Annotated in this window: 16 protein-coding genes and 1 pseudogene; 14 read left to right on the forward strand and 3 right to left on the reverse strand. The window is 61.5% G+C overall.

Annotation, left to right across the window (positions count from 1 at the left end; all coding sequences use genetic code 11):
• Positions 1–128 precede the first annotated feature (128 nt).
• The 10 genes from NKI17_RS00085 (at position 129) to NKI17_RS00130 (ending at position 9,452) form a co-directional block, all read left to right on the forward strand.
• Positions 129–1,172: a sterol desaturase family protein gene (locus tag NKI17_RS00085; protein ID WP_352635153.1), complete on the forward strand. Its 1,044-nt coding sequence runs from the start codon at positions 129–131 to the stop codon at positions 1,170–1,172.
• Between the two features lie 102 nt (positions 1,173–1,274).
• Positions 1,275–2,240 carry a sugar ABC transporter substrate-binding protein gene (locus NKI17_RS00090; protein ID WP_031211128.1) on the forward strand — a complete coding sequence of 322 codons (966 nt, stop codon included), beginning with the start codon at positions 1,275–1,277 and terminating at the stop codon, positions 2,238–2,240.
• A gap of 207 nt (positions 2,241–2,447) precedes the next feature.
• A complete protein-coding gene (locus NKI17_RS00095) occupies positions 2,448–3,383 on the forward strand; it encodes an ABC transporter permease (RefSeq protein WP_023674310.1) in 936 nt (311 codons plus the stop codon).
• A 9-nt stretch (positions 3,384–3,392) separates the two neighbouring features.
• On the forward strand, positions 3,393–4,415 hold the full coding sequence (locus NKI17_RS00100; RefSeq protein ID WP_023674309.1) for an ABC transporter permease: 1,023 nt from the start codon (positions 3,393–3,395) through the stop codon (positions 4,413–4,415).
• Positions 4,416–4,467: 52 nt separating this feature from the next.
• Entirely contained in the window at positions 4,468–5,313 is an 846-nt protein-coding gene (locus NKI17_RS00105) for an ATP-binding cassette domain-containing protein (RefSeq protein WP_352457196.1), read from the forward strand.
• Between the two features lie 102 nt (positions 5,314–5,415).
• On the forward strand, positions 5,416–6,420 hold the full coding sequence (locus NKI17_RS00110) for a Gfo/Idh/MocA family oxidoreductase (protein WP_352905229.1): 1,005 nt from the start codon (positions 5,416–5,418) through the stop codon (positions 6,418–6,420).
• Complete coding sequence (locus NKI17_RS00115) at positions 6,417–7,376, forward strand: sugar phosphate isomerase/epimerase family protein (RefSeq protein WP_352698350.1); 960 nt, start codon at positions 6,417–6,419, stop codon at positions 7,374–7,376. The genes NKI17_RS00110 and NKI17_RS00115 overlap by 4 nt, the downstream gene beginning before the upstream one ends.
• A gap of 11 nt (positions 7,377–7,387) precedes the next feature.
• Positions 7,388–7,696: a MocE family 2Fe-2S type ferredoxin gene (locus NKI17_RS00120; protein ID WP_023674304.1), complete on the forward strand. Its 309-nt coding sequence runs from the start codon at positions 7,388–7,390 to the stop codon at positions 7,694–7,696.
• Positions 7,697–7,702: 6 nt separating this feature from the next.
• Positions 7,703–8,482: a TIM barrel protein gene (locus NKI17_RS00125; RefSeq protein WP_352905230.1), complete on the forward strand. Its 780-nt coding sequence runs from the start codon at positions 7,703–7,705 to the stop codon at positions 8,480–8,482.
• A gap of 145 nt (positions 8,483–8,627) precedes the next feature.
• Positions 8,628–9,452 carry a 3-methyl-2-oxobutanoate hydroxymethyltransferase gene (locus tag NKI17_RS00130; RefSeq protein ID WP_352905231.1) on the forward strand — a complete coding sequence of 275 codons (825 nt, stop codon included), beginning with the start codon at positions 8,628–8,630 and terminating at the stop codon, positions 9,450–9,452.
• A gap of 751 nt (positions 9,453–10,203) precedes the next feature.
• On the opposite strand, the pseudogene NKI17_RS00135 reads toward NKI17_RS00130, so the two are convergent.
• The 3 genes and pseudogenes from NKI17_RS00135 to NKI17_RS00145 all read right to left on the reverse strand — a co-directional run.
• A pseudogene (locus tag NKI17_RS00135) lies at positions 10,204–10,404 on the reverse strand (transposase); the annotation flags it as partial.
• Positions 10,405–10,907: 503 nt separating this feature from the next.
• Positions 10,908–11,969 (reverse strand): tyrosine-type recombinase/integrase, encoded by a 1,062-nt coding sequence (locus tag NKI17_RS00140; RefSeq protein ID WP_245274606.1) that lies wholly within the window; start codon positions 11,967–11,969, stop codon positions 10,908–10,910.
• Entirely contained in the window at positions 11,966–12,397 is a 432-nt protein-coding gene (locus NKI17_RS00145; RefSeq protein WP_352757347.1) for an excisionase, read from the reverse strand. Before NKI17_RS00145 ends, NKI17_RS00140 begins: the two co-directional genes overlap by 4 nt.
• A 508-nt stretch (positions 12,398–12,905) precedes the next feature.
• Here NKI17_RS00145 and NKI17_RS00150 point away from each other — a divergent pair.
• The 4 genes from NKI17_RS00150 (at position 12,906) to NKI17_RS00165 (ending at position 21,972) form a co-directional block, all read left to right on the forward strand.
• Positions 12,906–13,847 carry an ArdC family protein gene (locus NKI17_RS00150; RefSeq protein WP_352905232.1) on the forward strand — a complete coding sequence of 314 codons (942 nt, stop codon included), beginning with the start codon at positions 12,906–12,908 and terminating at the stop codon, positions 13,845–13,847.
• Between the two features lie 237 nt (positions 13,848–14,084).
• On the forward strand, positions 14,085–16,205 hold the full coding sequence (locus tag NKI17_RS00155) for a ParB/RepB/Spo0J family partition protein (RefSeq protein WP_352905233.1): 2,121 nt from the start codon (positions 14,085–14,087) through the stop codon (positions 16,203–16,205).
• Between the two features lie 362 nt (positions 16,206–16,567).
• Positions 16,568–20,926, forward strand: coding sequence for a strawberry notch-like NTP hydrolase domain-containing protein (locus tag NKI17_RS00160; protein WP_352905234.1), 4,359 nt, complete (start codon positions 16,568–16,570; stop codon positions 20,924–20,926).
• The gene (locus tag NKI17_RS00165) at positions 20,926–21,972 is read left to right on the forward strand and encodes a DUF7146 domain-containing protein (protein WP_352571224.1); all 1,047 of its coding nucleotides are present in this window, start codon (positions 20,926–20,928) and stop codon (positions 21,970–21,972) included. The genes NKI17_RS00160 and NKI17_RS00165 overlap by 1 nt, the downstream gene beginning before the upstream one ends.
• Positions 21,973–22,227 lie beyond the last annotated feature (255 nt).

Below are 22,227 nucleotides of genomic sequence, written 5' to 3' on the forward strand. Positions count from 1 at the left end.
TTTCGACTTCTACAAATATCAACCCTCCGATATAAAACGTGCCGAGCTAGGGCTCAATTTGATGATGAGCCCCGGGGCGACTGGACCCGCAAGCACACGACTGATCCGGGCAAGGAGGTGCTGTTACGATGGATGACCTTCAGTATGGAACACGCGACAAACGCGGCAATTGGGCACCGCACCGCCGTGCAGAGCCGGCGCCGTTGTGGCATCGTCCGTTCAATGCAAAAAAGGTGGTTGCCTGGATTCCCGATTTTTTTTGGCCATGGAACGCTTTCCACATCGCCACAGCGATCCTTTGGGTCAACCTGCTCATCCCGAGCTGGCAGAGCCTCGCAAGCTTGTCGCTACTCAACTATTTCTGGCTATACGGTCTGAACGCCGCCGGCATTTTCCTGTTTTATGGTTTCTTCGAGCTGCGCTACTACGTTCATCGCCGGCAGGGGACGCGCTTCAAATACAATGCGAAATTTCCGTCTGATGTGCCGTCCGACGTTTTCTGGTTCCAGCGCCAGAACCTAGACAATTTCCTGCGGTCTTTCTTTGTGACCATCCCGCTGTGGACCGTGGTCGAGATCATGATGCTGTGGGTCTATGCCAACAGCTGGGCGGCCTGGCTGCCCTGGACAACCAATTGGCTCTACTTGTCCTTCCTGGTGTTGATCGGACCGTTTGTGCACGAGGTTTATTTCTTTCTGCTGCATCGCGCGATCCATTGGCCACCCCTTTATAAATGGGTGCATTCGGTCCACCACAACTCGATCAACCCGAGCCCGTGGTCGTCTCTGTCCATGCATCCGGTCGAGGGTTTCCTGTACCATGCCGAGGCTTGGCTGCACTTATTGATCCCATCCAACCCGGTCTGTGCCTATTTCACGCTGCACGGCGCCGGTTTCGGCGCAGTCAACGGCCATCTTGGCTTCGAGACATTCGAACTCACCGACAAGATGAATCTCGATAGCCATTCCTACGTGCATTACCTGCACCATAAGTACTTCGAGGTGAACTACGGCGGTGATGGCCTCGTGCCCCTCGATAAGCTGTTCGGTACTTGGCACGACGGTAGCAAGGAAGCCGACGACGCGATGAAGACGCGCTTCCTCAAAAAGAAGGAAAGGCGGCGCGCCAAGCAGGAAGCCCGCGGCGCGGCCTCTGACATGCCGGCAGAGTGACGGAACGACACCGTCCCGCATGTGCCTGAGAGGAGCGGGCGGGCGGGACAGTAGAACTTAATTTCAACACCCGCGAGGCGGGTGAAACCTGGGAGGACGACTGTGACGTTATTCAAGACACTCGTGTCGGCAACGGTGCTGACAGCATTTAGCACTGGCGCGACGCTTGCCGCCAACATCTTCGTCATCGGCGGCAAGCCGGACGACCCGTTCTGGTCAATCGTCAAACGCGGCGCCGAAGACGCGGGCAAGGTGGTCGAAGCCCAGGGTGGCAAGGTCACCTGGCTCGGGCCCCAGAACTACGACAATCTGGGCGTGGACGCCGCCGAACTGATCCGCCAGGCAATCGACCAGAAGGCCGACGCCATTGTCGGTCCAGACTGGGTGCCGGAAGCGATGGACCCTGCGTTCAAGGCAGTCGTGGATGCTGGCATTCCCCTAGTGATTTACAATGCCGGCGGGTTGAAAGCGGCCGATCGCCTCGGCGCCATGAACTATGTTGGCTCTGACGACTACAAAGGCGGCGTCGCCGGCGGCGAGTATCTCGCCAAGGCCGGCAGCAAGAAAGGCGTCTGCATTAACACCCTCCCGGGTGCGGCCAATATCGAGGCTTACTGTGGTGGCTTCAAAGAAGGGATGAAGAATGGCGGCGGCGAAGCCGACGTCCTGCCCTTGCCCGCCACGTCCTTCGGCTCGGCTACAGCTGTGGCCCAGGCGGTAAAGGCCTATCTGCTGCAACATCAGGACGTGAACGCCGTGTTCACCATCGGCAACGTTGACGCCAACTCCGCCATGAACGGCATCACGCAGTCCGGGAAAGACGGCAAGGTTCAGCTCTGCGGCATAAACTTCGACGAGACCATCCTGAATAACGTGAAGGAGGGAAAACAGGCCTGCGCCATCGACCAGCAGGGATACCTGCAGGGCTACCTCGCCGTCGCGATTCTGAATGGCAAGGTGAACTACGGCCTGACCGTGCCGACCCGCGAAATTCTCACCGGCCCCGGCATAATCGACAAGAGCACTGTCGAGGCCACCATTGCGGGCGTGAAGGCTGGGACGCGCTAAGTCCTCAACCAAGGCCGCTCGCGAAGAAGCGAGCGGCCCTTCCATCCCTGTAATGTGGCGACCGCGTTCGGCCGCCCGCTTGCTAGCGGATCCATTATGACGGCGCATCCAGTGATATCTCCCGCAGCCCCAACGTCAGAGCCCGCTCGTCATGCACTGGCGCTCGGCCGTCTGGCGCGCCGGCCCGAGGCGGGCTCGTTCCTCGGCATGGCCGCAGTCTTCCTCTTCTTCGGACTTTTCGGTGGCAGTGGCTTTCTGTCAGCAGCCGGTACGGCCAGCTGGCTCAACGTCGCGGCTGAGATCGGCATTATCGCCCTTCCGATAGGATTGCTGATGATTGCCGGCGAACTGGACATATCGGTTGGCGCTATCATTCCCGCCGCCTCTCTGACCGCCGCCATCATCTCCGGCCACTATGGCCTACCAGATTGGCTCGGCATCTTGGCTGCGCTCGGGATGGGCCTCGCCGTCGGATTCATCAATGGCTTGTTTGTGACGCGAACCATCATCCCGTCCCTCATCATTACCATAGGGACCATGTTCGGCACGATGGGCCTCACGCTTGGCCTCACCGTCATGATCGCCGGCAGCACCGGTGTATCGTTGGTGCCGGACGCTCTCACCAAGGCGATCCTTGGCCAGTATCTCGGCGGCATGTTCCAAGTCACAATTCTCTGGTGGCTGGCCTTCATCGTCAGCGCATTCTGGATGCTGCACGTCTCGCCGGTTGGCAACTGGATCTATGCACTCGGCGGTGACAAGGTAAGCGCGCGCAACGTCGGTATTCCTACCAACCGGCTTACAATCGGCCTGTTCATGTTCAGCGGCTTTAGCGCCGCTTTCGTCGGGGTCAGCCAGGTGATGGTCTACCAAAGCGCGCAGGTTCTGGCAGGCGGGTCCTTCATCTTCAATTCCATTATGTGCGTGGTTATAGGGGGCGTGCTGCTTACCGGCGGCTTCGGCTCAATCGTCGGCATCGTGTTCGGCACGATCACCTTCTCAGTCGTCAACCAGGGAATCTACTTCACCGGTATCGATCCTAACATGGGAAGCATCATCATCGGCGCACTTTTGCTGATCGCGGTGCTCACCAACGACACCTTCCGGCAGCTGGCTCTCAGCTATTCGGCGAAGAAGGCGTGAGGGACAGCCATGACTGATGCAATCAAGGCTTTTCTGCGCCGCCCCGATGCGGGCTCGATCCTCAGCCTGGTCGGTGTCGTACTGTTCTTCGTCATTTTTGGCGGTGTCGACCTTCGGACCCTCGTCGGTGCGGCCAGCTGGGTCAACTTCGCCGCCAATCTCGGCATTGTCGCCATTCCTCTCGGCCTCCTGATGATCTCGGGTGAACTCGATATCTCCATCGGTGCGTTGATCCCAGCGGGCTCAATGACCACCGCCATCCTCACCGGCTATTACGGCATGCCCATGATGGTCGGCATCGTGGGCGCGCTCGCGGTTGGCGTGATGGTCGGCCTCGTCAACGGCCTGCTGACCGTCCGCACTTCCGTGCCCTCGCTTATCATTACGCTCGGCACGCTGGTCGCCATGCAGGGCGTGGTGCTCAGCGCCTCGGTGTTGTTGACCGGCAATGCCAGCGTGGCGGTCACCGCGCCAGGCTGGGCCAAATTTCTGTTCGGCCAACTGATCGGCGGCAGCCACCAGGTCATCATAGTCTGGTGGATAATTATCGCTGTGATCGTCGGCTTCGTCGTGCATCAGACTCGATACGGCAACTGGCTATTCGCCATGGGCGGCGACCGCATAAGCGCCCGCAATGCAGGCATTCCGACGGGCCGCATGACCATCGCGCTGTTCGTGCTGTCCGCCGTCAGCGCCACATTCGTCGGTATGTGCCAAGCCATCCAGTTCAATTCGGCCCAAGTCTCCGGCGGAATGAGCTTCATCTTCAATGCGATCGTGTCTGTGGTGGTGGGCGGCGTGCTTCTCACCGGCGGCTTCGGCTCGGTGATCGGCATCTTCGTCGGTACAGTCACGTTCGCCATTGTGAGTCAGGGAATCTATTTTACCCAGATTGACCGCAACTGGTCGAACTTGATCATCGGTGTGATGCTCCTGGTGGCTGTGCTGATGAACCAGTCCTTCCGCGAGTTAGCCCTGTCGTACAGACCCCGGAGGGGCGCGAAGCCCGCCGGAGGTGCCGCCAAGCACTGAGAGAAGTTTATGAAATTGAAGGCCAATCCCGCGAAAAAGGGCTGAACGCGTCATGAGCGACAAACCTGCCATTCTCGAACTGAAGAACATCAACAAGTCCTTCGGCGCGATCGACGTGCTGCACGACATTTCATTGGAAGTGCGCCAAGGTGAGGTGTTGTGCCTGTTGGGCGATAACGGTGCCGGCAAATCCACCCTGATCAAGACGCTAGCGGGCGTCTTCATGCCCACCAGCGGCCAAATCTTGATGGACGGCCAGCCGATTAGCTTCAACGGGCCAAGTGATGCGCAAGAGCGCGGCATTGCCACGGTGCACCAATTCGGGGGCACTTTCCCGCTAATGAGCATAGGCCGGTCTTTCTTCGTGGGATTGGAGCCAACGAAGGGCTGGGGCCCGTTCAAGTTCTACGACCGTAAGCGCGCCAACGAAATCGCGGTCAAAGCGGTGCAAGATTTCGGCATCACGCGCATCGACGATGGCGACCGGCTGGTCGGCGGCCTGTCGGGCGGCGAACGTCAGTCCCTGGCTATTGCACGCGCCGTTCATTTCGGGGCCCGCGTCCTCATCCTCGATGAGCCAACCGCGGCGCTCGGCGTCAAGCAGGCGGCACACGTGCTTCGCATCGTCAACGAAGCCAAGCGCCGCGGACTCGCGGTCATCTTCATTACCCACCAGGTGATGCACGCGATGGCTGTGGGCGACCATTTCGCCGTGCTCATCCGCGGTGCCATCGCCGCGGATTTCCGCAAGCACGAAAAGACACGAGAGGAGATCACCGACCTGATGGCCGGCGGCGAGACCATGGCCGACCTCGAAGCCGAGATCGAAAATTATATGGATGAGCACGAAGGCCATCCGCCGCCTCTGGAAGTAGTTGAGGAGCGAACGAGTCGATAGGCTTCCCTCAGCAAGCGCGGCATCCGCCGCCTCCACATCAACCGACGCCTTAGGATTGCCAGGGTCGGCGGCCGTTAACTCAGAAAAAAGGCAGAAGAATACATGACAACCCGCATTGCCGTGATTGGCGCCGGCCTAATGGGCGCAGACCATGCTAAAATAGTCGCCGAGGACCTCCCCGGCGCCACGCTCCAGCTGGTGTGCGACAGGGACGAGGCGCGTGCCCGAGCGGTCGCCAATGCCCTTGGCGCCTCCGACATCTCCACCAACCCCGAAGGCGTCATCGCACGGCACGACGTGGATGCGGTGATCATCGCGAGCCCCGATTTCACGCATGCGCCGTTGTCGCAGGCTTGTATCGCGGCCGGCAAACGCGTGCTGTGCGAAAAGCCTCTTTCTCCATCGTCCGCCCAATGTGTCGCAGTGATGGAGGCTGAACAGAAGGCGGGTGCGAAGTTCGTCCAGATCGGCTTCATGCGCCGCTACGACCGCTCCTACCAGGAAATGAAACGTGCTCTATCAGGTGGCCGGCTTGGACGGCCGCTGATGATGCACAATTTCCACCGCAACGTTGAAACGCCAGCGGCCGATTTCACCGGCGCCATGGCCATCACCAATTCCGCCCCGCACGAATTCGACGTGGTGCGCTACGTACTCGACACTGAATACGCTTCAATCTCGGCCTTCCAGCCGAAGCGCTCCGATGCACTTGTCGCGCCAGTCTTCATGGTGCTCCAGACAGTTGACGGCCAACTCGTCAACATCGAGATCAACAACAATGCCGCATATGGCTACGACGTGCGCGCCGAGCTTATTGGCGAGCAGGGTGCTGTGGCGATGAACAATGTCGCCTACACCCGCTTAGATTCGGCGCTCGCCCAGAGCACGGGCTACGATGCAGACTGGCGGACCCGCTACGCCGACGCCTACCGCAGGCAGAATCGCGACTTCCTTCGTTTCGTAACTACCGGCGAGTTCCCCGGCACCGCCGCCGATTGCTGGGACGGCTACTGCGCTGCCACCGTTGCCGAGGCGGGCGTGAAGGCGCTGAACGAAGGGCGCAACGTGTCCGTGCAAATGATCGAAAAGCCGGAGTTTTATGCATGAAATTGGGTTTCGTTTCCGACAGTCTAGGCGACCTTCCCTTCGAGACGATGCTGGACCATGCCAAGCGCATGGGCGTCGATGGCGTCGAGGTGAACACCTGCGGCTGGTCCACCGCACCGCATTTCCCGCTCTCGTCCCTACTGGGCGATAAGGAAGGCCAGAAGCGCTTCATCAATGCGTTTGAGGAGCGCGGGTTGGAAATCATCAGCCTCAATGCAAACGGCAATCCGCTGCATCCAACCGACCCAGCCCAGGGTCAGGGGTTGAAAGATACGATTCGCGTGGCCGGGGAAATGGGCATCCGGACCGTGTGCACCATGAGTGGCCTTCCTGGCGGCAAAGCTTCCGACGCCATGCCTAACTGGGTCGTCTCGTCGTGGCCCCCGGAAACGCAGACCATCCTGAAATATCAATGGGAAGAGAAGATAATCCCCTTCTGGACCGACATCGTGGCGCTGGCTCAGGAGAATGGCGTGGAGCGCATTGCGCTGGAACTCCACGGCAACCAGTGCGTCTACAACGTGCCCTCGCTCTTGAAATTGCGGCAGGCGGTCGGCCCGGTCGTAGGCGCCAACCTAGATCCCTCGCACCTCTTTTGGATGGGCGCTGATCCCCTGGCGGCGGCTCAGTCGTTGGGCGAGGCGGTCTACCACGTTCATGCCAAGGATACGATGCTGAACGGCCCGGTGCAGGCGACGACCTCTCTATTGGAAAACGGCAGCCTGATGAATATTCCGGCGCGATCCTGGAGCTACATCACGCTGGGCTTCGGCCACGGCGAGGAGTGGTGGCGGCAATTCTGCTATCGCCTGAAGATGGCTGGCTACGATGGTTGGCTCTCGATCGAGCATGAGGATGTCCTTTTGAACTCGCTCGACGGGCTCGAAAAGTCCGTTGCGCTACTCCAAGGCGTCATGCCGTCCGCCCCTGCCGACTTCAAACCGCAAGCCATCTGAAGGAAGACACCATGCCCTGGATCAACGCCTGTGCCGCCAACGAAATAGAAGCCGAAGAAGCCAAACGCTTCGATCATGGCGGCCGCACCTTCGCGATTTTCCGCAACGACGCGAATGAATACTACTGCACAGACGGGCTTTGCACGCACGAGAAGATTCACCTCGCTGACGGCCTCGTCATGGCCAATACGGTGGAATGCCCCAAGCACGCTTCCGTTTTCGACTTCACGACCGGCGAAGTAGAGACGCCACCGGCCTGCGAGAACCTCAAGACTTACAAGACGAAGGTCGAGAATGGCCGCGTCATGATCGAGGCTTGAGCCATCATGGGCCAACCCTTCCAGCTGGCCGCCTGCGCCGAGATGCTTTGGCTTGATCGCCCAATTGCTTGGCGCGTCGCGCGCTTGCATGAGATGGGTTTCGGCATCGGATTGTGGAATTGGCCGGACCATGACCTCGAGGAGCTCGAGAAGACGGGCGCGACTTTCACAATCATGAACGGCTATCTCGACGGAAGGCTCGCCGATGATGAGGGGGCCGACATTCTCTTAAAATCGGCGCTCGAGACCGCGAAGGTCGGAAAGCGCCTCGGAGTTGCTCGGTTGAACCTGCATGGCACCGGTCTCGGCGAGGGCGGCATTCCTATTGTAAAAACTGACGTCGAGACTGGCCCGATGTGGCTCAAGGCGCGGGACACGTTAAACCGCATCTGTGACATGGCCGAGGCCGAAGATGTAACCTTCACGCTCGAGAATCTGAACCGGCTTGACCACCCCGGCTGCCCATTCGGCTCGACGGCAGCAGTGCTGGCATTGGTGTCGTCGATCAACAGACCGCAATTGCGTATCAATCTCGACCTCTATCACACTCAAATCGGCGAGGGCGATATTGTGCGCTGGTGCGAGAAGTGCCTGCCGTTCATCGGCGAGGTGCAGGTGGCTGACAACCCGGGTCGTTGCGAGCCGGGAACGGGCGAGATGAACTGGCGGTACATCGCGAGAGCTCTATTCGACATGGGATACCGCGGGCCGGTGGGTTTGGAGGCGTTTGCCCAAAACGATCCGGAAGCGGCGTTGGACGCTTTTCGGCGGGCTTTTACGGTGTGAGCTATGCCGGGAACGGTCATCATAGGTGCGATGCGGGTTTGGGCGTTATGATCAAGCGCGGCAAGCTATCCGACTATGCTTTCCGATCCGAACACCGCTCGCAGACTCATTTTCAAGGTCGCCTGAACTGCAGCGGAGGCTGATTATGGGCATGTATCACAACCGTCCTCATGTCGAGGACATCCGAAAGATGAAGAAGAATGGACAGAAAATCTCCATGCTCTTCGTCAGCACGCCCGACGAGGCAGGTGCCGCTGCCGCAGCAGGCATTCATATACTTTCCATCGAGGGTCGATTTTTCGATTCGGATATGCGGCAGGCAGCGGGCGACTGTTTCGTACAGGTCGGCCTGCCATATGGCAGCTGGGGCAGCTTTGCTGGCCGCCCGCTGGCGACAGCAGAGGATTATCTGCGTGCAGCCTTCCACTTCGCTGGCATTGGTGGTGACGCCTTTTATTGTGCGGCGTCTTACGACATCCAGAAGGCACTTTGCGACAACTACATCCCTGTCGTTGGCCATATCGGCTTAATCCCGTCATACATCACCTGGACGGGCTGGCGCGCAGTCGGCAAGACCGCGGACGAAGCGATGCGCCTCTGGCGACACACCCAGAAACTTGCGGAGATCGGCGTCTTCGGAGCGGAACTGGAAGTCGTGCCCGATCGGGTCGCGAAATTCTTGGCTGAAAACTCATCGCTTGTCATGCTTGGCATGGGCGCTGGCAAGTATGCGGATGCGCAGTACCTCTTCACGGAAGATGTGTGTGGTTACGGCAAGAACCACACGCCGCGACACGGAAAGGTTTACCGACACCTTGGCCCTGAACTGCAGAAGATCCAGGACGAGCGCCTTGTCGCCTTCAGGGAATACAAGGCAGACGTCGATTCCGGTAGGTATCCCGGTGACGAGCATACTGTTCCGATTGGGGATGCCGAGTTCGACATGTTCATGCAAGCAGCCAAACAGTGAGAACCATGCGTGTGGGGCTATCTGATTCCTCACGAGCGGGCGGTAGACAAGTCGTATCTCGCGACAGTCCGGTGCCAACGCTCGCCGAACTCAAAATGCTGATTGCGAAAAAGGAGCTCGTACTTCCCACGAAGTTGGAAACTGTCGCCCGGGTGATGTTTGCGCAGCCGGACTACGTGGCTTTCGAGAATGCCGCCGCGATCGCGCGCCGATGCGGAGTGTCCCCGACAACCTTATCCCGCCTCGCACCGCGCCTCGGCTTTAGGTCCTTCAAGGAAATGCAGAATTGCTTCCGAAATTGTATCCTAAATCGAAAGAACCAAGCAAAACAAGCTGACACGCTTTCCAGCCCGTCATTGAGAGACGGCCAGACCGCGTCCGGTTAGCTTAGATCATCGAGAGCTGTGAATAGCAGGAGATGGAGCAACCTCGACCTGCAGCGTAGTCCTCGGCAATGTCCGCTTTTCGGCGATGGCGAAGTCCGCAGCAATGACTGACTTGGTGAAGCGTTTCTGGTGGCGTCAGGCGTACGAAAGTCTCTCATGCAGGAACCCGCGGGCCGCGGACGATTGCCTATGGGGATTTGTGCCTCGGGGGTGCCAGCGCTTGTCGCGAACCCCGCATTGGGCATGTCGTGGAAGCGGCTTCCGGGCCAGGTCGCAGAGCCTGTAGCGTTGCTTCCGACGGGATTGGTGTGCGTGACGACCGGCGCCACGGCAACGTGCACATAGCATCCTGTTGACCGGCGCTTCAGATGACGCAGGAAGGCCTGATGGTCGGCCAGGTGCGCCGCCGATCCGAAGAAGGCGAGCCGACCGGCGTCGTGCAGCGCGACCAGCCGGGTCAGGAACAGACGGCGGAACAAGTTGGCCAGTACTCTGACTGGAAGAACGAAGGCCGGCCGCGACGATATCCAGCGTGATCCGTCCGGCGCGATGCCGCCGCCCGGCATCCTGCTGCCTATGGGGTCCCAAGCCCGCATCAGCATGTCTTGCTGCATGCGCTGCGAAGCGGCGTGATCGGAGCATCGGTCGACAAGGTAGCCGTGGCAAGTTCCTCTCGTTGAAGGGAACTCCATGGTCAAATCGCAGGCTTTACCTGCTCAAGGCCTATGAATACGCGTCACCTCAGAACCAGGCGACCCTCCCGCGAAGCGGGTTCGTGCATACGGCGCAAAGCGGTCATTTTAGGGTATGTTCCGAAGTGACATCACACCATCGATCGCCACCAAGGTAACGTTCAGGTCGATAGCCAGCGTTCGTTACAGAAAAGCCTTGGGTCTAAAGCTCGATCTGACACGGCGCGTTCACAAGCGGTTCTGTTGTTCGCTCAACCGCTCGCCCCGTGGTCGCTCAGACAGGAGGGACCTGAGCGCGCTCAGGATTTGAACCTGCGACCCCATCGTCCCGAACGATGTGCGCTACCGGCAAAGCCGCAGGTTCCCGGGTTCCTTCGTCACGCTCGCTCCGCAATGATTGCATTTCCTTTCGGGCTTTGTGTGGGGAACCTGTGGTGCGATCGGGCCAAGTTCACGTTTTCATCGCCACCTATCCTGAGCGAGGTTTTCGTCGCCTTGGCGGCGACGTGCTTCTTCGCGATCTTCTCGGCGGCGTCTGCCTGGAAGTCGGGATGATGGTGACCATAAGTATCGATCAGAACATCCACGGTGATGCCGAGAAAGCCCGCGGCCTGCCACATGTCGGCGCCGGCCCGCATCAGCCAGGTCGCAGCGGTGTGGCGAAGCGTGTGCGAAGTGACGTCGGGACCGAGGCCGGCAGCGTCGCGAGCTCTCCTAAAGCTCTTCTTGACCGACCCCACCGGCTTTCCATTCCACTCCACCACAAAGTCTTGCGATATCTTGCGACCAATATTTGCGCTCTTGCCGCGCGCCTTGGTCCTGATATCGAGATCTGTGCACGCCCAGCGGCGGAGATGCGCCAACAGCCTGTCCGGCAAGCGCACAGGCGGCTGGCGTTTTTTGGTCTTCTTTGCGCTATCGGCGCGGCGGTAAAAGATGCCGCGGTCGAGGTCCACATAACCACGCCCTTTGGTGGGACGGATGGCGGCACCGCAAACTGCGGCAGAGCGCGTTCCTGTATAAAGCGCGACAAGCATGAAGCGGGCGAGGTGTCGCCCGGTACGCCGGTCGCTCTCCTGGCCCTTCCATTTCTGCTTCATACGCCACGCGGCCCAGATAAGGGCGGCCGCCTCACTGCGCGTCAACCAGCGCTCGCGCGCACCGGCCTTGTCAGGCAGGACAATCGTCGGTGCGGCAGTCGTGTGGCCTTCCCTGCGGTAGTAGTTGATGGCCGCACGAAGATCCTCGAGTTGGCGGCGCGCAACGGCTTCGGTGGGACAGAACGCGACGTAGTCGCGGCAAAGCTTGCCGTTGATAGCGGCGAGCGTCTTTTCACCGAAGAAATCGAGGATGTTGTCCAGCCGAGCCGCCGTCTCTTCCGGCGCGGCATGCTTCGGTGCAACCTCTCTCAGGTAGACGCTGACGACATCGGCTATCAAGACATCTTCGGCACCGCGCGCTCGGTGGTACTTGCCGGCGATGTAGACCGCGAGCGCCTTTTCAGCTTCAGGTCCTGGATGGCCTTTTTCGCCGCTGCCAGCGCTGATGAACGTTGTTCGATCGCGGATAAACCATCCAGCTTTGTTTCGGAGTGTTCCGTCCTTTTTCCAGCTTTCGCCGCGCCAGACGAGGCGTGGCCCTTTCGACGCCCGCGGCATAGTTCCCTCATTCTGGTGATCGCCAGCAAGGTGACGTACTCCTTTCCTGCGATTAGCTCGGTTTCAAGTCGGCCGGCGTCACGTTCCTTGCGTAGGCCTGCTGCGCACATCGAGCCATCGGGAAAGGCAATTCGTGCTGCAATCGCGACGCGCAGGGGCGTGGTCTCGTCGAATTGTTCGGGGATTTTCAAAACGGAGCCCTCAGCCAATCTCTATGGTCCGATAGTTTCGCTCGGAAACAGACGGATCGCGGGTCGCATTGAGCACACTTTTCTGTCTCGCCATTCCGGATGCCCTGCCGCACGATCTTTTCTCTGAATATACGGCTGCGAAAAGCGCCGACTGGAGCGCCTGCGGCAAAGATGCTCCTTTGACCTGCTAATCGGAGCGGTTGCGCTGACGCGCACTCCACGAGCCTTTCGGCTGGCTCCCCACTTCCGTGGCCGGTGAAACCGCTCCTGACTGGCTTCGGCTATCTGTGCGGCTTCCGTTTCCATGGACTCACTGCCGGGTCGCTTGGGCCTACTCCCGTGCGCCCGGCTTAGTGGGTTCTGCTGATCGCCTCACGCTGCGGTTTCGAACGGTGTCTTCCACCTCGGAGTTGGTCAGCAACCGCAATCTTCGTTCGAGTCCATAGAGTTAGAGGGCCCGCGCTTGGCGCACTGACGGGTTGAAGGCTGGGAGAGAGGCTCCCGGCGCCCGGCGCGGAGACTAGCAATGACCAAGCATCGGCACCAGGCTGCCCCGACCCGGGCCAGCGTATATGACGATATCACCAACAAGATCATCGGCGAGCTGGGGGCCGGTCGGCTGCCCTGGGTTCAGCCATGGGGAATGGCAGCTGCGAAGGCGCCGCTCGCCATGCCGAAGAACGCCGCCACTGGCCGGCGATACTCTGGAATCAATGTCCTGATCCTCTGGGGTTCGGTGATCGAGCAGGGTTTTTCAGGACAGAGCTGGCTGACCTTCCGCCAGGCGCTCGCGCTTGGCGGTAGCGTCCGCAAGGGTGAGCATGGAACGACAGTCGTCTACGCCCATCGGTTCGTGCCCGACGACGAGAAAAAACGCGCCCGCGAAACCGGCGAGCAAGCCCGATCGATCCCATTCCTCAAACGCTTCACGGTGTTCAACGCCGCGCAGTGCGACGGGCTGCCCGACGGTGTTGCGATGGCCACGCCCCCGCCCCTACTCGGCCTGATCGAGCCCAAGGTCGAGAGGCTGATCAAGCAGACGGGGATCGATTTCCGGGTTGGTGGCAGCCGCGCCTTCTACGCTCCGGCCCACGATTATGTGCGGGTCCCGCCACCCCAAGCCTACTTCGAGCCGATCAATTGGCACCGGACCGCCCTGCATGAACTCGGGCACGCCACCGGTCATGCCTCACGCCTCAACCGGGATTTGTCTGGTTCCTTCGGCACCAAGAAGTATGCCTTCGAAGAGCTGGTTGCCGAGATAAGTGCGGCTTTCTGCTGCGCCTCGCTGGGCATCACGCCGACCGTGCGTCACGCCGACTATATCGGCTCGTGGCTGGAGGTGCTGCGCGAGGATAACCGTGCGATCGTTCGCGCCGCCTCTCTGGCAAGCAGGGCTGCGGATTATCTCTTGGGGTTCTTGCCCGACAAAGTCGCCGCTGACGACGATCGGCGGGAGGCAGCGTAATGGCCGCCCGCTTCCAGTTCGGCGTCTTCCTGCGGATGCGTTCATGACCGAAGTCTGCCTCGATGCCGGACCCCGCTGCGGCGAAGTCGTTGCCGGGCGCCAAGACCGACCGGCTGCTCCGCGACAAGTGTCGCTTGGCTGCAGAGCACATCAGAGGGCGAGGAGTGACGGAATTCTCATGACGGGTTTGGAGGTCGAGAGAGAGGCTCTCGGCCGCCCGTCGCGGAGTACATCCCGATGGCTACTGCCGTTCAGAAGATCACCCTGTCGTCCTCGCGCGACATTCCCTTCAACAAGCTGGTGCTCTCCCAGTCCAATGTCCGGCGCGTCAAGGTCGGCATCTCGATCGAGGATCTTGCGGCCTCGATCGCCCGCCGCGGCTTGATCCAGAGTCTCAGCGTCTTGCCCGTCGTCGACAGCGACGGTAACGAGACTGGCATGTTTGAGGTACCTGGCGGAGGCCGGCGCTTCCGCGCGCTTGAGCTGCTGGTGAAGCAAAAGCGCCTCGCCAAGACCGCCCTCGTGCCCTGTGTCGTGCGCGCCCGTCACAGCGCGATCGTTGCCGAGGAAGTGTCGCTCGCCGAGAACATCGAGCGAGCGCCGCTGCACCCGCTCGACCAGTTTCGCGCCTTCCAGGACATGCGCCAAAAAGGCATGAGCGAGGAGGAGATTGCCGCAGCCTTCTTCGTGCCGGTCAACGTCGTTAAGCAACGGCTTAGGCTGGCTTCTGTCTCGCCAGTGCTGCTCGATGTGTATGCCGATGACGGGATGACGCTGGAGCAACTCATGGCTTTCACGGTCTCTGAAGACCGCGCTCGCCAGGAGCAGATCTGGGAGGCAATCAGGGATGCCTGGTCGAAAGAGCCCTATCAAATCCGGCGCATGCTGACCGAAACGACGGTGCGCGCCTCCGACAAGCGCGCCGTCTTCGTGGGGACCGACGCCTATGAGGCCGCGGGTGGTATCGTCATGCACGACCTGTTCCAGTCGGATGACGGCGGCTGGCTGCAGGATGCAGCGCTGTTGGACCGCCTGGTCACCGAGAAGCTCAAGGCGGTTGCCCAGGAAGTTGCAGCCGAGGGTTGGAAGTGGGTCGAGGTCGCTGTCAGCTTCCCCTACGACGCAACGCGTGGGCTGTATCAGCTGCAGAGTGATCCGCTCGATCTCTCTGCCGAGGAGCAGGCTACCATCGATGCCCTCAACGCCGAGCATGCCAAGCTTGAAACCGAATATGAGGGTGCTGACGAGCTGCCCGAAGACGTCGATCAGCGACTCGGTGAAATCGAGACCGCGCTCGCCAATTTCGACAAGCGCCCAAGGCAGTTCGATCCGGCCGACATCGCCATCGCCGGCGCGTTCGTCAGCATCGACGCCGACGGCTCGCTCTCGGTCGACCGCGGCTTTCTCCGGCCTGAGGACGTGCCGCCGATGTCATTTGACGGCGCGAATGAATCGAACAGGGACGGCGGGTCCGGGGCTGCCGACAGTTCGTCGGTGCACCGTGCCGTTGTCACCATTGGCGGCCAGGCAGTCGAGTGCGAGGAAGACGAGGACGATGCGGTCAAGCCCCTGCCGGACCGACTGGTGACAGAGTTGACCGCACGCCGGACGCTGGCGTTGCGCGATGCGGTTGCCGGCAACCCTCACGTCGCCATGACAGCGCTCTTGCACAAGCTGGTCACTGACACGTTCCAGCACCGCACCACGAACGGGTGCCTGGAGGCCTCGATCCGTCACGTCTTCTTCCCTCTGCAGGCAGGTGACCTGAAGGACAGCCCCTCGGCGAAATCGGTGGCCGAACGCCATGAGGCATGGAAATCGGACCTGCCGACCGAGGACGATGCACTTTGGGACCGGATCGCCTCACTTGATGAGACCAGCCGCGCGGCGTTGCTCGCCCATTGCGTCAGCTACGGCGTGAACGCGCTCCACGAGAAAGCCGACCGCTATGGCGGCGCTATCTCGGCACACGGGGTTCGGCAGCGGATCGCGCAAGCTGATCGACTGGCACGCGCGGTCGGTCTCGATATGGTCGACGCCGGCTGGACACCGACAGTCGAAAACTATCTCGGCCGCATCACCAAGTCTCGCATTCTCGAGGCAGTGCGAGAGGCGAAGGGGGAACAGGCCGCACAGCTTATCGACCATCTGAAGAAGGGTGATATGGCGAAGGAAGCCGAGCGCTTGCTGACCGATAGTGGCTGGCTGCCCGAGCCGCTGCGCCTGGTCGACCTCGACGGCAGTGCTGGCGCTGATAGCGGCGCCGGCGCCGACGGCTATGGGGAAGAGCTGCCCGAATTCCTCTCAGACGACGATGCGCAGATTGAAGACAGCGAACCGCACATGGCCGCTGAATAGATCGCCTCGCGCGGAGCGGCTGCGGCCGCTCCGCGCCCTTTCCTACCCCTGCCGGACGCTCACTTTCTCGCACATGGGCAAAGCCAATTGGCCGCTTCTGCCGCGTCCTTCTCGGTCGGCGGCTGCTGCCCCGCCGTCCCCACTGCGTGCCAAGATATCGCCCCCGGGCTGCCAACCGCGTTGCCGCTGTCGTCGTTGGGCTGACGGCGGGTAGCGGCGCAGCGCCTGGATCGAAGAAGGATCGTTATCGGCAGGACCGCAGTCCAGAGGGGAGAGGCCGGCCAAGGCGGATTTGAGCCGGATTGGTCGAGAGAGAGGGCCGCCCGGTTCATTCCCGTTCCGCTCTCCTCGAGGTTTTCTCCATGCTTGATGTTTCTTCGAAGACTGCCGCTCCGGCAGTGCCGCTTCCGCTTGTCTCATCCCCGGCTGTCGAACCAGCTGCCGCCATCCACAGCGCGGCGCAGTTTCTTCTGCCCCATCTCGAACGCGGTCAGCGCGTCGACGCCTCGAACCTTCGCTCGGCCATGGAAGCTGCCTTCGGTGCCTCCGATGCGTCCGGCGCATGGGACTGGAAATCAGCCTATGACGCTTGCGAAGTCGCGACGGTGCTGTTCCTGCGCAAATACGGAAAGTCGCTTTTCCGCAAAGCCGGTTCTGCGGCCGCCGCACTTCCGATGCTGGGCAAGATTGCCGGCCTGTTCCCAACTCACACGCGCCGCTCCGAAGAGACCGAAGCGCTTCAGCAGTTCAGCACCCCCATTCCGCTCGGTCTGGCGGCCGTGACTGCCGCGGCAATCACCCCTGCCGACCGCGTGCTTGAGCCCTCCGCCGGCACCGGGTTACTTGCTATTTTGGCCGAGATCAGCGGCAGCACGTTGCTGCTCAACGAACTGGCCGAGGCCCGCGCCGGGCTTCTCTCATTGCTCTTTCCGGCTATCCCCCTCACTCGCTTCAACGCAGCGCAGATCGATGATTATCTCGATCCCGGCATTGCACCAAGCGTCGTGCTGATGAACCCGCCGTTCTCGGTTCTGGCCAATGTCTCGGGTCACGTGTCCGACGCTGCCTATCGTCACGTCGCCTCTGCGCTGGCCCGGCTCGCCGAGGGCGGGCGGCTTGTCGCAATCACAGGCGCAAATTTTTCCCCAGAGCTGCCCATCTGGCGCGAGTCCTTCGTCAGGCTCCAGGAGCGCGGTCGCGTGGTGTTCACCGCCGCGATCGACGGCGCCGTCTACGCCAGGCATGGCACCACCGTCGAGACCCGGCTGACCGTCATCGACAAACTGCCGGCCGACATTCCAGGCACCTTTCCAGCATCAGCCGGCACGGCGCCCGATGTCGCCACATTGATCGCCAGGATTGGCGAGCACGTTCCCGCACGGCTGCCGGTCAGCGCTTCGGCTTTTGCGCCCGCCGTCAAGGCACTGGGGCCCACAGCGCGCACGGTGCGCGGTGATCTCGCCAGATCCGCCGCTTCCTCTCCGGTGCGCAGCCTCGCCGAGCCGGAAGGCGCCGAGCTTGCTTACGAGACTTTGGACTGGAGGCCTGCCGAAAGTAGGCACATCACCGATGGCATCTATGAGGAGTACGGGTTGCAGGCGATCCGCATTCCGGGCGCCCATCCGCATCCGACCAAGCTGGTTCAATCGGCGGCGATGGCATCGGTTGCTCCGCCGAAGCCGAGCTACCGGCCGATTCTTCCTGCCAAGGTTGTCAGCGACGGCCTGTTGTCCGACGCGCAGCTAGAAACAATCATCTATGCCGGCGAGGCCCATTCGGAGTTCCTCGCCGGTTCCTGGACGGTGGACGACACCTTCGATCTTGTCTCTGCCGCGCGCGACGATGCTGCGCACGCCGTGCGATTCCGCCGGGGCTTCATGCTCGGCGACGGGACGGGCGCCGGCAAGGGCCGCCAGTCGGCCGGCATCATCGTGGACAGTTGGATGCAGGGCCGCCGCAAGGCGGTGTGGATCTCCAAATCAGACAAGCTGATCGAAGACGCCCAGCGCGACTGGTCTGCTCTCGGCATGGAGCGCCTGCTGGTCGCGCCGCTGTCGCGGTTCCCGCAGGGCAAGGCCATCCGCCTCGATCAAGGGGTCCTATTCACCACCTACGCCACGCTGCGCTCCGACGAACGCGGTGAGAAGGTCTCGCGCGTGCGGCAGATCGTCGAATGGTTGGGCACCGACTTCGACGGAGTGATCATTTTCGACGAGAGCCACGCCATGCAGAACGCCGCAGGCGGCAAGGGAGAACGCGGCGACGTCGCCGCCTCACAGCAGGGACGCGCCGGGCTCCGCCTCCAAAACGCCCTGCCGAACGCCCGTGTCGTCTACGTCTCGGCGACGGGCGCAACCACCGTCCACAACCTCGCTTACGCGCAGCGTTTGGGCCTATGGGGTGGTGAGGATTTGCCCTTCACGACCAGGGCCGAATTCGTCGAGACGATCGAGGCCGGCGGCGTTGCCGCCATGGAAGTGCTGGCTCGAGACCTTCGCGCACTCGGTCTCTATACGGCACGATCGCTCTCGTACGATGGTGTCGAATACGAGCTGGTCGAGCACCAGCTTACCTCCGAGCAGACCCGCATCTACGACGCCTATGCCGGAGCGTTCAGCGTCATTCATAACAATCTCGACGCCGCAATGCGGGCCGCCAACGTCACAGGCGAGACCGGGACACTGAACCGTCAGGCAAAGTCGGCTGCACGTTCGGCATTCGAGAGCACGAAACAGCGCTTCTTCGGGCATTTGCTCACCGGCATGAAGACGCCGACCCTGATACGCTCGATCGAGCGCGATCTCCATCAAGGCCATGCCGCCGTCATCCAGATCGTCTCGACCGGCGAGGCACTGATGGAACGGCGCCTCGCGGAAATTCCAACCGAGGAATGGAACGACGTTCGCGTCGACATCACGCCGCGCGAATATGTCCTCTCGTATCTGCAGCATTCCTTCCCCGTGCAACTCTACGAGCCGTTCACCGACAGCGAAGGCAATTTGTCGTCACGTCCGGTCTATCGCGACGGCCAGCCCGTCGAGAGCCGCGAAGCGGTCGCCCGCCGCGATCGCCTCATCGAGCAACTCGCTTCACTGGCCCCCGTCCCGGGGGCACTCGATCAGATCGTACAGCGCTTCGGCACCGACCTCGTAGCGGAAGTGACAGGCCGGTCGCGCCGCGTCGTTCGCAAGACCAGCACTCGAGGCATCGATCGCCTTGTCGTCGAAAACCGCGCCGGATCGGCCAATCTCGCCGAGGCACAGGCATTCATGGATGACTGTAAGCGCATATTGGTGTTTTCCGACGCCGGTGGCACTGGCCGCAGCTATCACGCTGATCTCACTGCGAAGAACCGCCGCCTTCGAGTTCACTATCTGCTTGAGCCGGGCTGGAGGGCCGATGCCGCCATCCAGGGCTTGGGGCGCACCAACCGCACGAACCAGGCGCAGCCGCCGCTGTTCCGGCCGGTTGCGACCGATGTGAAGGCTGAGAAGCGCTTTCTCTCGACGATAGCCCGGCGGCTCGACACATTGGGCGCCATTACGCGCGGCCAGCGCCAGACCGGCGGCCAGGGCCTATTTCGCCCTGAGGACAATCTGGAGTCGCACTATGCCCGCGACGCGCTGCGGCAGCTTTACCTGCTGCTGGTTCGCGACAAGGTGGACGGCTGCTCACTCCAGATGTTCGAGGAGGCGACCGGCCTCACGCTGACGGACTCCACCGGCATCAAGGACGAGCTGCCGCCGATCACGACCTTCCTCAATCGGCTGCTGGCGCTCACCATCGCGCTTCAAACCGTTCTGTTTACGGCCTTCGAGCAATTGCTAAATGCGAAAATCGAGGGCGCCATCGCCTCCGGTGCCTACGACATCGGCTTGGAAACACTGCGTGCGGAGAGCTTCGTCGTCACCGAGCGACGCGTCATCCATGTCCATGCCGCCACCGGTGCGGAAACGCGACTGCTGACCATCGCCCAGCGCAAGCGCAATCGACCCGTTTCACTTGCCGATGCCCTTGCTCAGCTTCACGATCCCCGCGCGAAGCTCCTGGTCAACAACCGATCCGGCCGCGCCGCCGTACAGGTGCCAGCGCCAGCGCTGATGCTCGACAATGGCGAGATCGAATGGCGCGTCCGGCTGATCCGGCCGATGGAGCACCATCAGGCCTCATTGAAGATGATGGCGGAGAGCCACTGGGTTGAGGCTGAGCAGGCTGCATTCGCTGACGCCTGGAGTGTCGAGACGGCTGACGTGCCCGAATTCACGGACAGCACTATCCATGTCGTTGCCGGCATGCTGCTGCCGATCTGGAAGCGTCTGCCCAGGGAATTCTCACGTGTGTACCGGCTCCAGACTGACGATGGCGAGCGCATCATCGGTCGTCAGGTCCCGCCAGCATGGATCGCAGGCGCACTGGCAACAAGCTCGCCTTCGATCACAGCCAGTGATGCTTTCGTTGCGCTACTGGGCGGTCGAACGATCCTCGACCTCGCCGATGGTCTGCAGCTTCGGCGCAGCCGCCTCATGGGCGTCAGCCGAATCGAGCTGACGGGCTTCAACGACACAATGCGTGACCGTCTTTCGGCTTACGGCCTCTTCCGAGAGATCATCTCCTGGAAGCTGCGCATGTTCGTGCCCGCCGACGCATCTGGACCCGCAATTCTGGGCAAGTTGCTGAAGGGCTATCCAGTCCAGCGCATCGACACGCGGGAGGATGCGTGATGGCCCGCCACGATGCGTCAGAACTGGCGCACCGCCTCGGCCAGCAGGCTGAGGCGGTTTGTCGCTACTATCTTTCAAACGGGCATCGCGAGGGCCGCTACTGGCTTGTCGGCGATGTGCAAAACACGCCGGGCCGCTCAATGTTCGTGCGTCTCGTCGGGTCAGCGAACGGAAAAGGAGCCGCCGGCAAGTGGGCCGATGCGGCGACTGGCGAGCATGGGGACCTTCTAGACGTCATCCGCGAAAGCCGCGGCTTCAGCAACTTCAAGGACGTTGCGAATGAAGCAATGACGTTTCTCGGCTTGCCGCATCCCGAACCAGAGCAGATTTCTCCCCGGCCGAAATCGGTAGACACGCCATCCGGATCATCTGAAGCAGCGCGTCGGCTGTTTACGATGTCGCAGCCGATTGCGGGTACGGTCGTAGAGGCGTATCTGCGCAACCGCAGTATTACCGCTTTGCACGGGACCGAAAGCCTGCGTTTTCACCCGCGCTGCTACTACCGGCCCGACGAACACGCGCCGACTGAGACCTGGCCGGCGATGATCGCATCCGTCACCGATCTCGACGGCCATTTGACTGGCGCACATCGCACCTGGCTTGATCCTTCCGGCAGAGGCAAGGCATCGGTCGGTACGCCGAGGCGCGCGATGGGCGATCTTCTCGGTCACGCGGTTCGCTTTGGCCTGCCGGGCGACGTCATGGCGGGCGGCGAAGGCATCGAGACCGTCTTGTCGCTTCGATGCATCCTGCCCGATATGGCTATGGCAGCGGCACTTTCGGCCGCCCATCTTGCTGCCATGCTGTTCCCCCTCACGCTGAGACGGCTCTACATCGTGCGCGACGCCGATCCAGCCGGTAACGGCGCGCGTGACACCTTGATCGAAAGAGCGAATGCTGCCGGGATCGAGGCGGTCGTGCTCTCGCCGGCACTTGGGGACCTCAACGAAGATCTCTGTACGCTAGGCGTGGATGCCGTTCGAGCAGCAGTCCGTGTTCAGCTCGCCCCGCAGGACATCGGCCGTTTCATGGCAGTGGCGGGATAACTCGGAACGAACAGCCTGTCCGCTGTCGCTTGCATCGCTTGGATGCTCCTGAAGTCGGAGAGAACCGCGCCTGCGGGCCTTCGAGAGGGCGATCGGCCAGCAAACGACCCGGACCCGCAATGTCTTCGGCCGACTATTTTCCGGCGCGCTCCCCAAGGGAGCGCTTTCCATCGCGAAGCAAAATAGCCGGCCTTCACCCTCCTCCGCTGACACTCCGGCCCTTCGCTTCGCTGCGGGTGCAGGTCCGTCCCGTCC

It is taken from the genome of Mesorhizobium sp. M0816 (genome assembly GCF_040320005.1).
Taxonomy (GTDB): Bacteria; Pseudomonadota; Alphaproteobacteria; order Rhizobiales; family Rhizobiaceae; genus Mesorhizobium.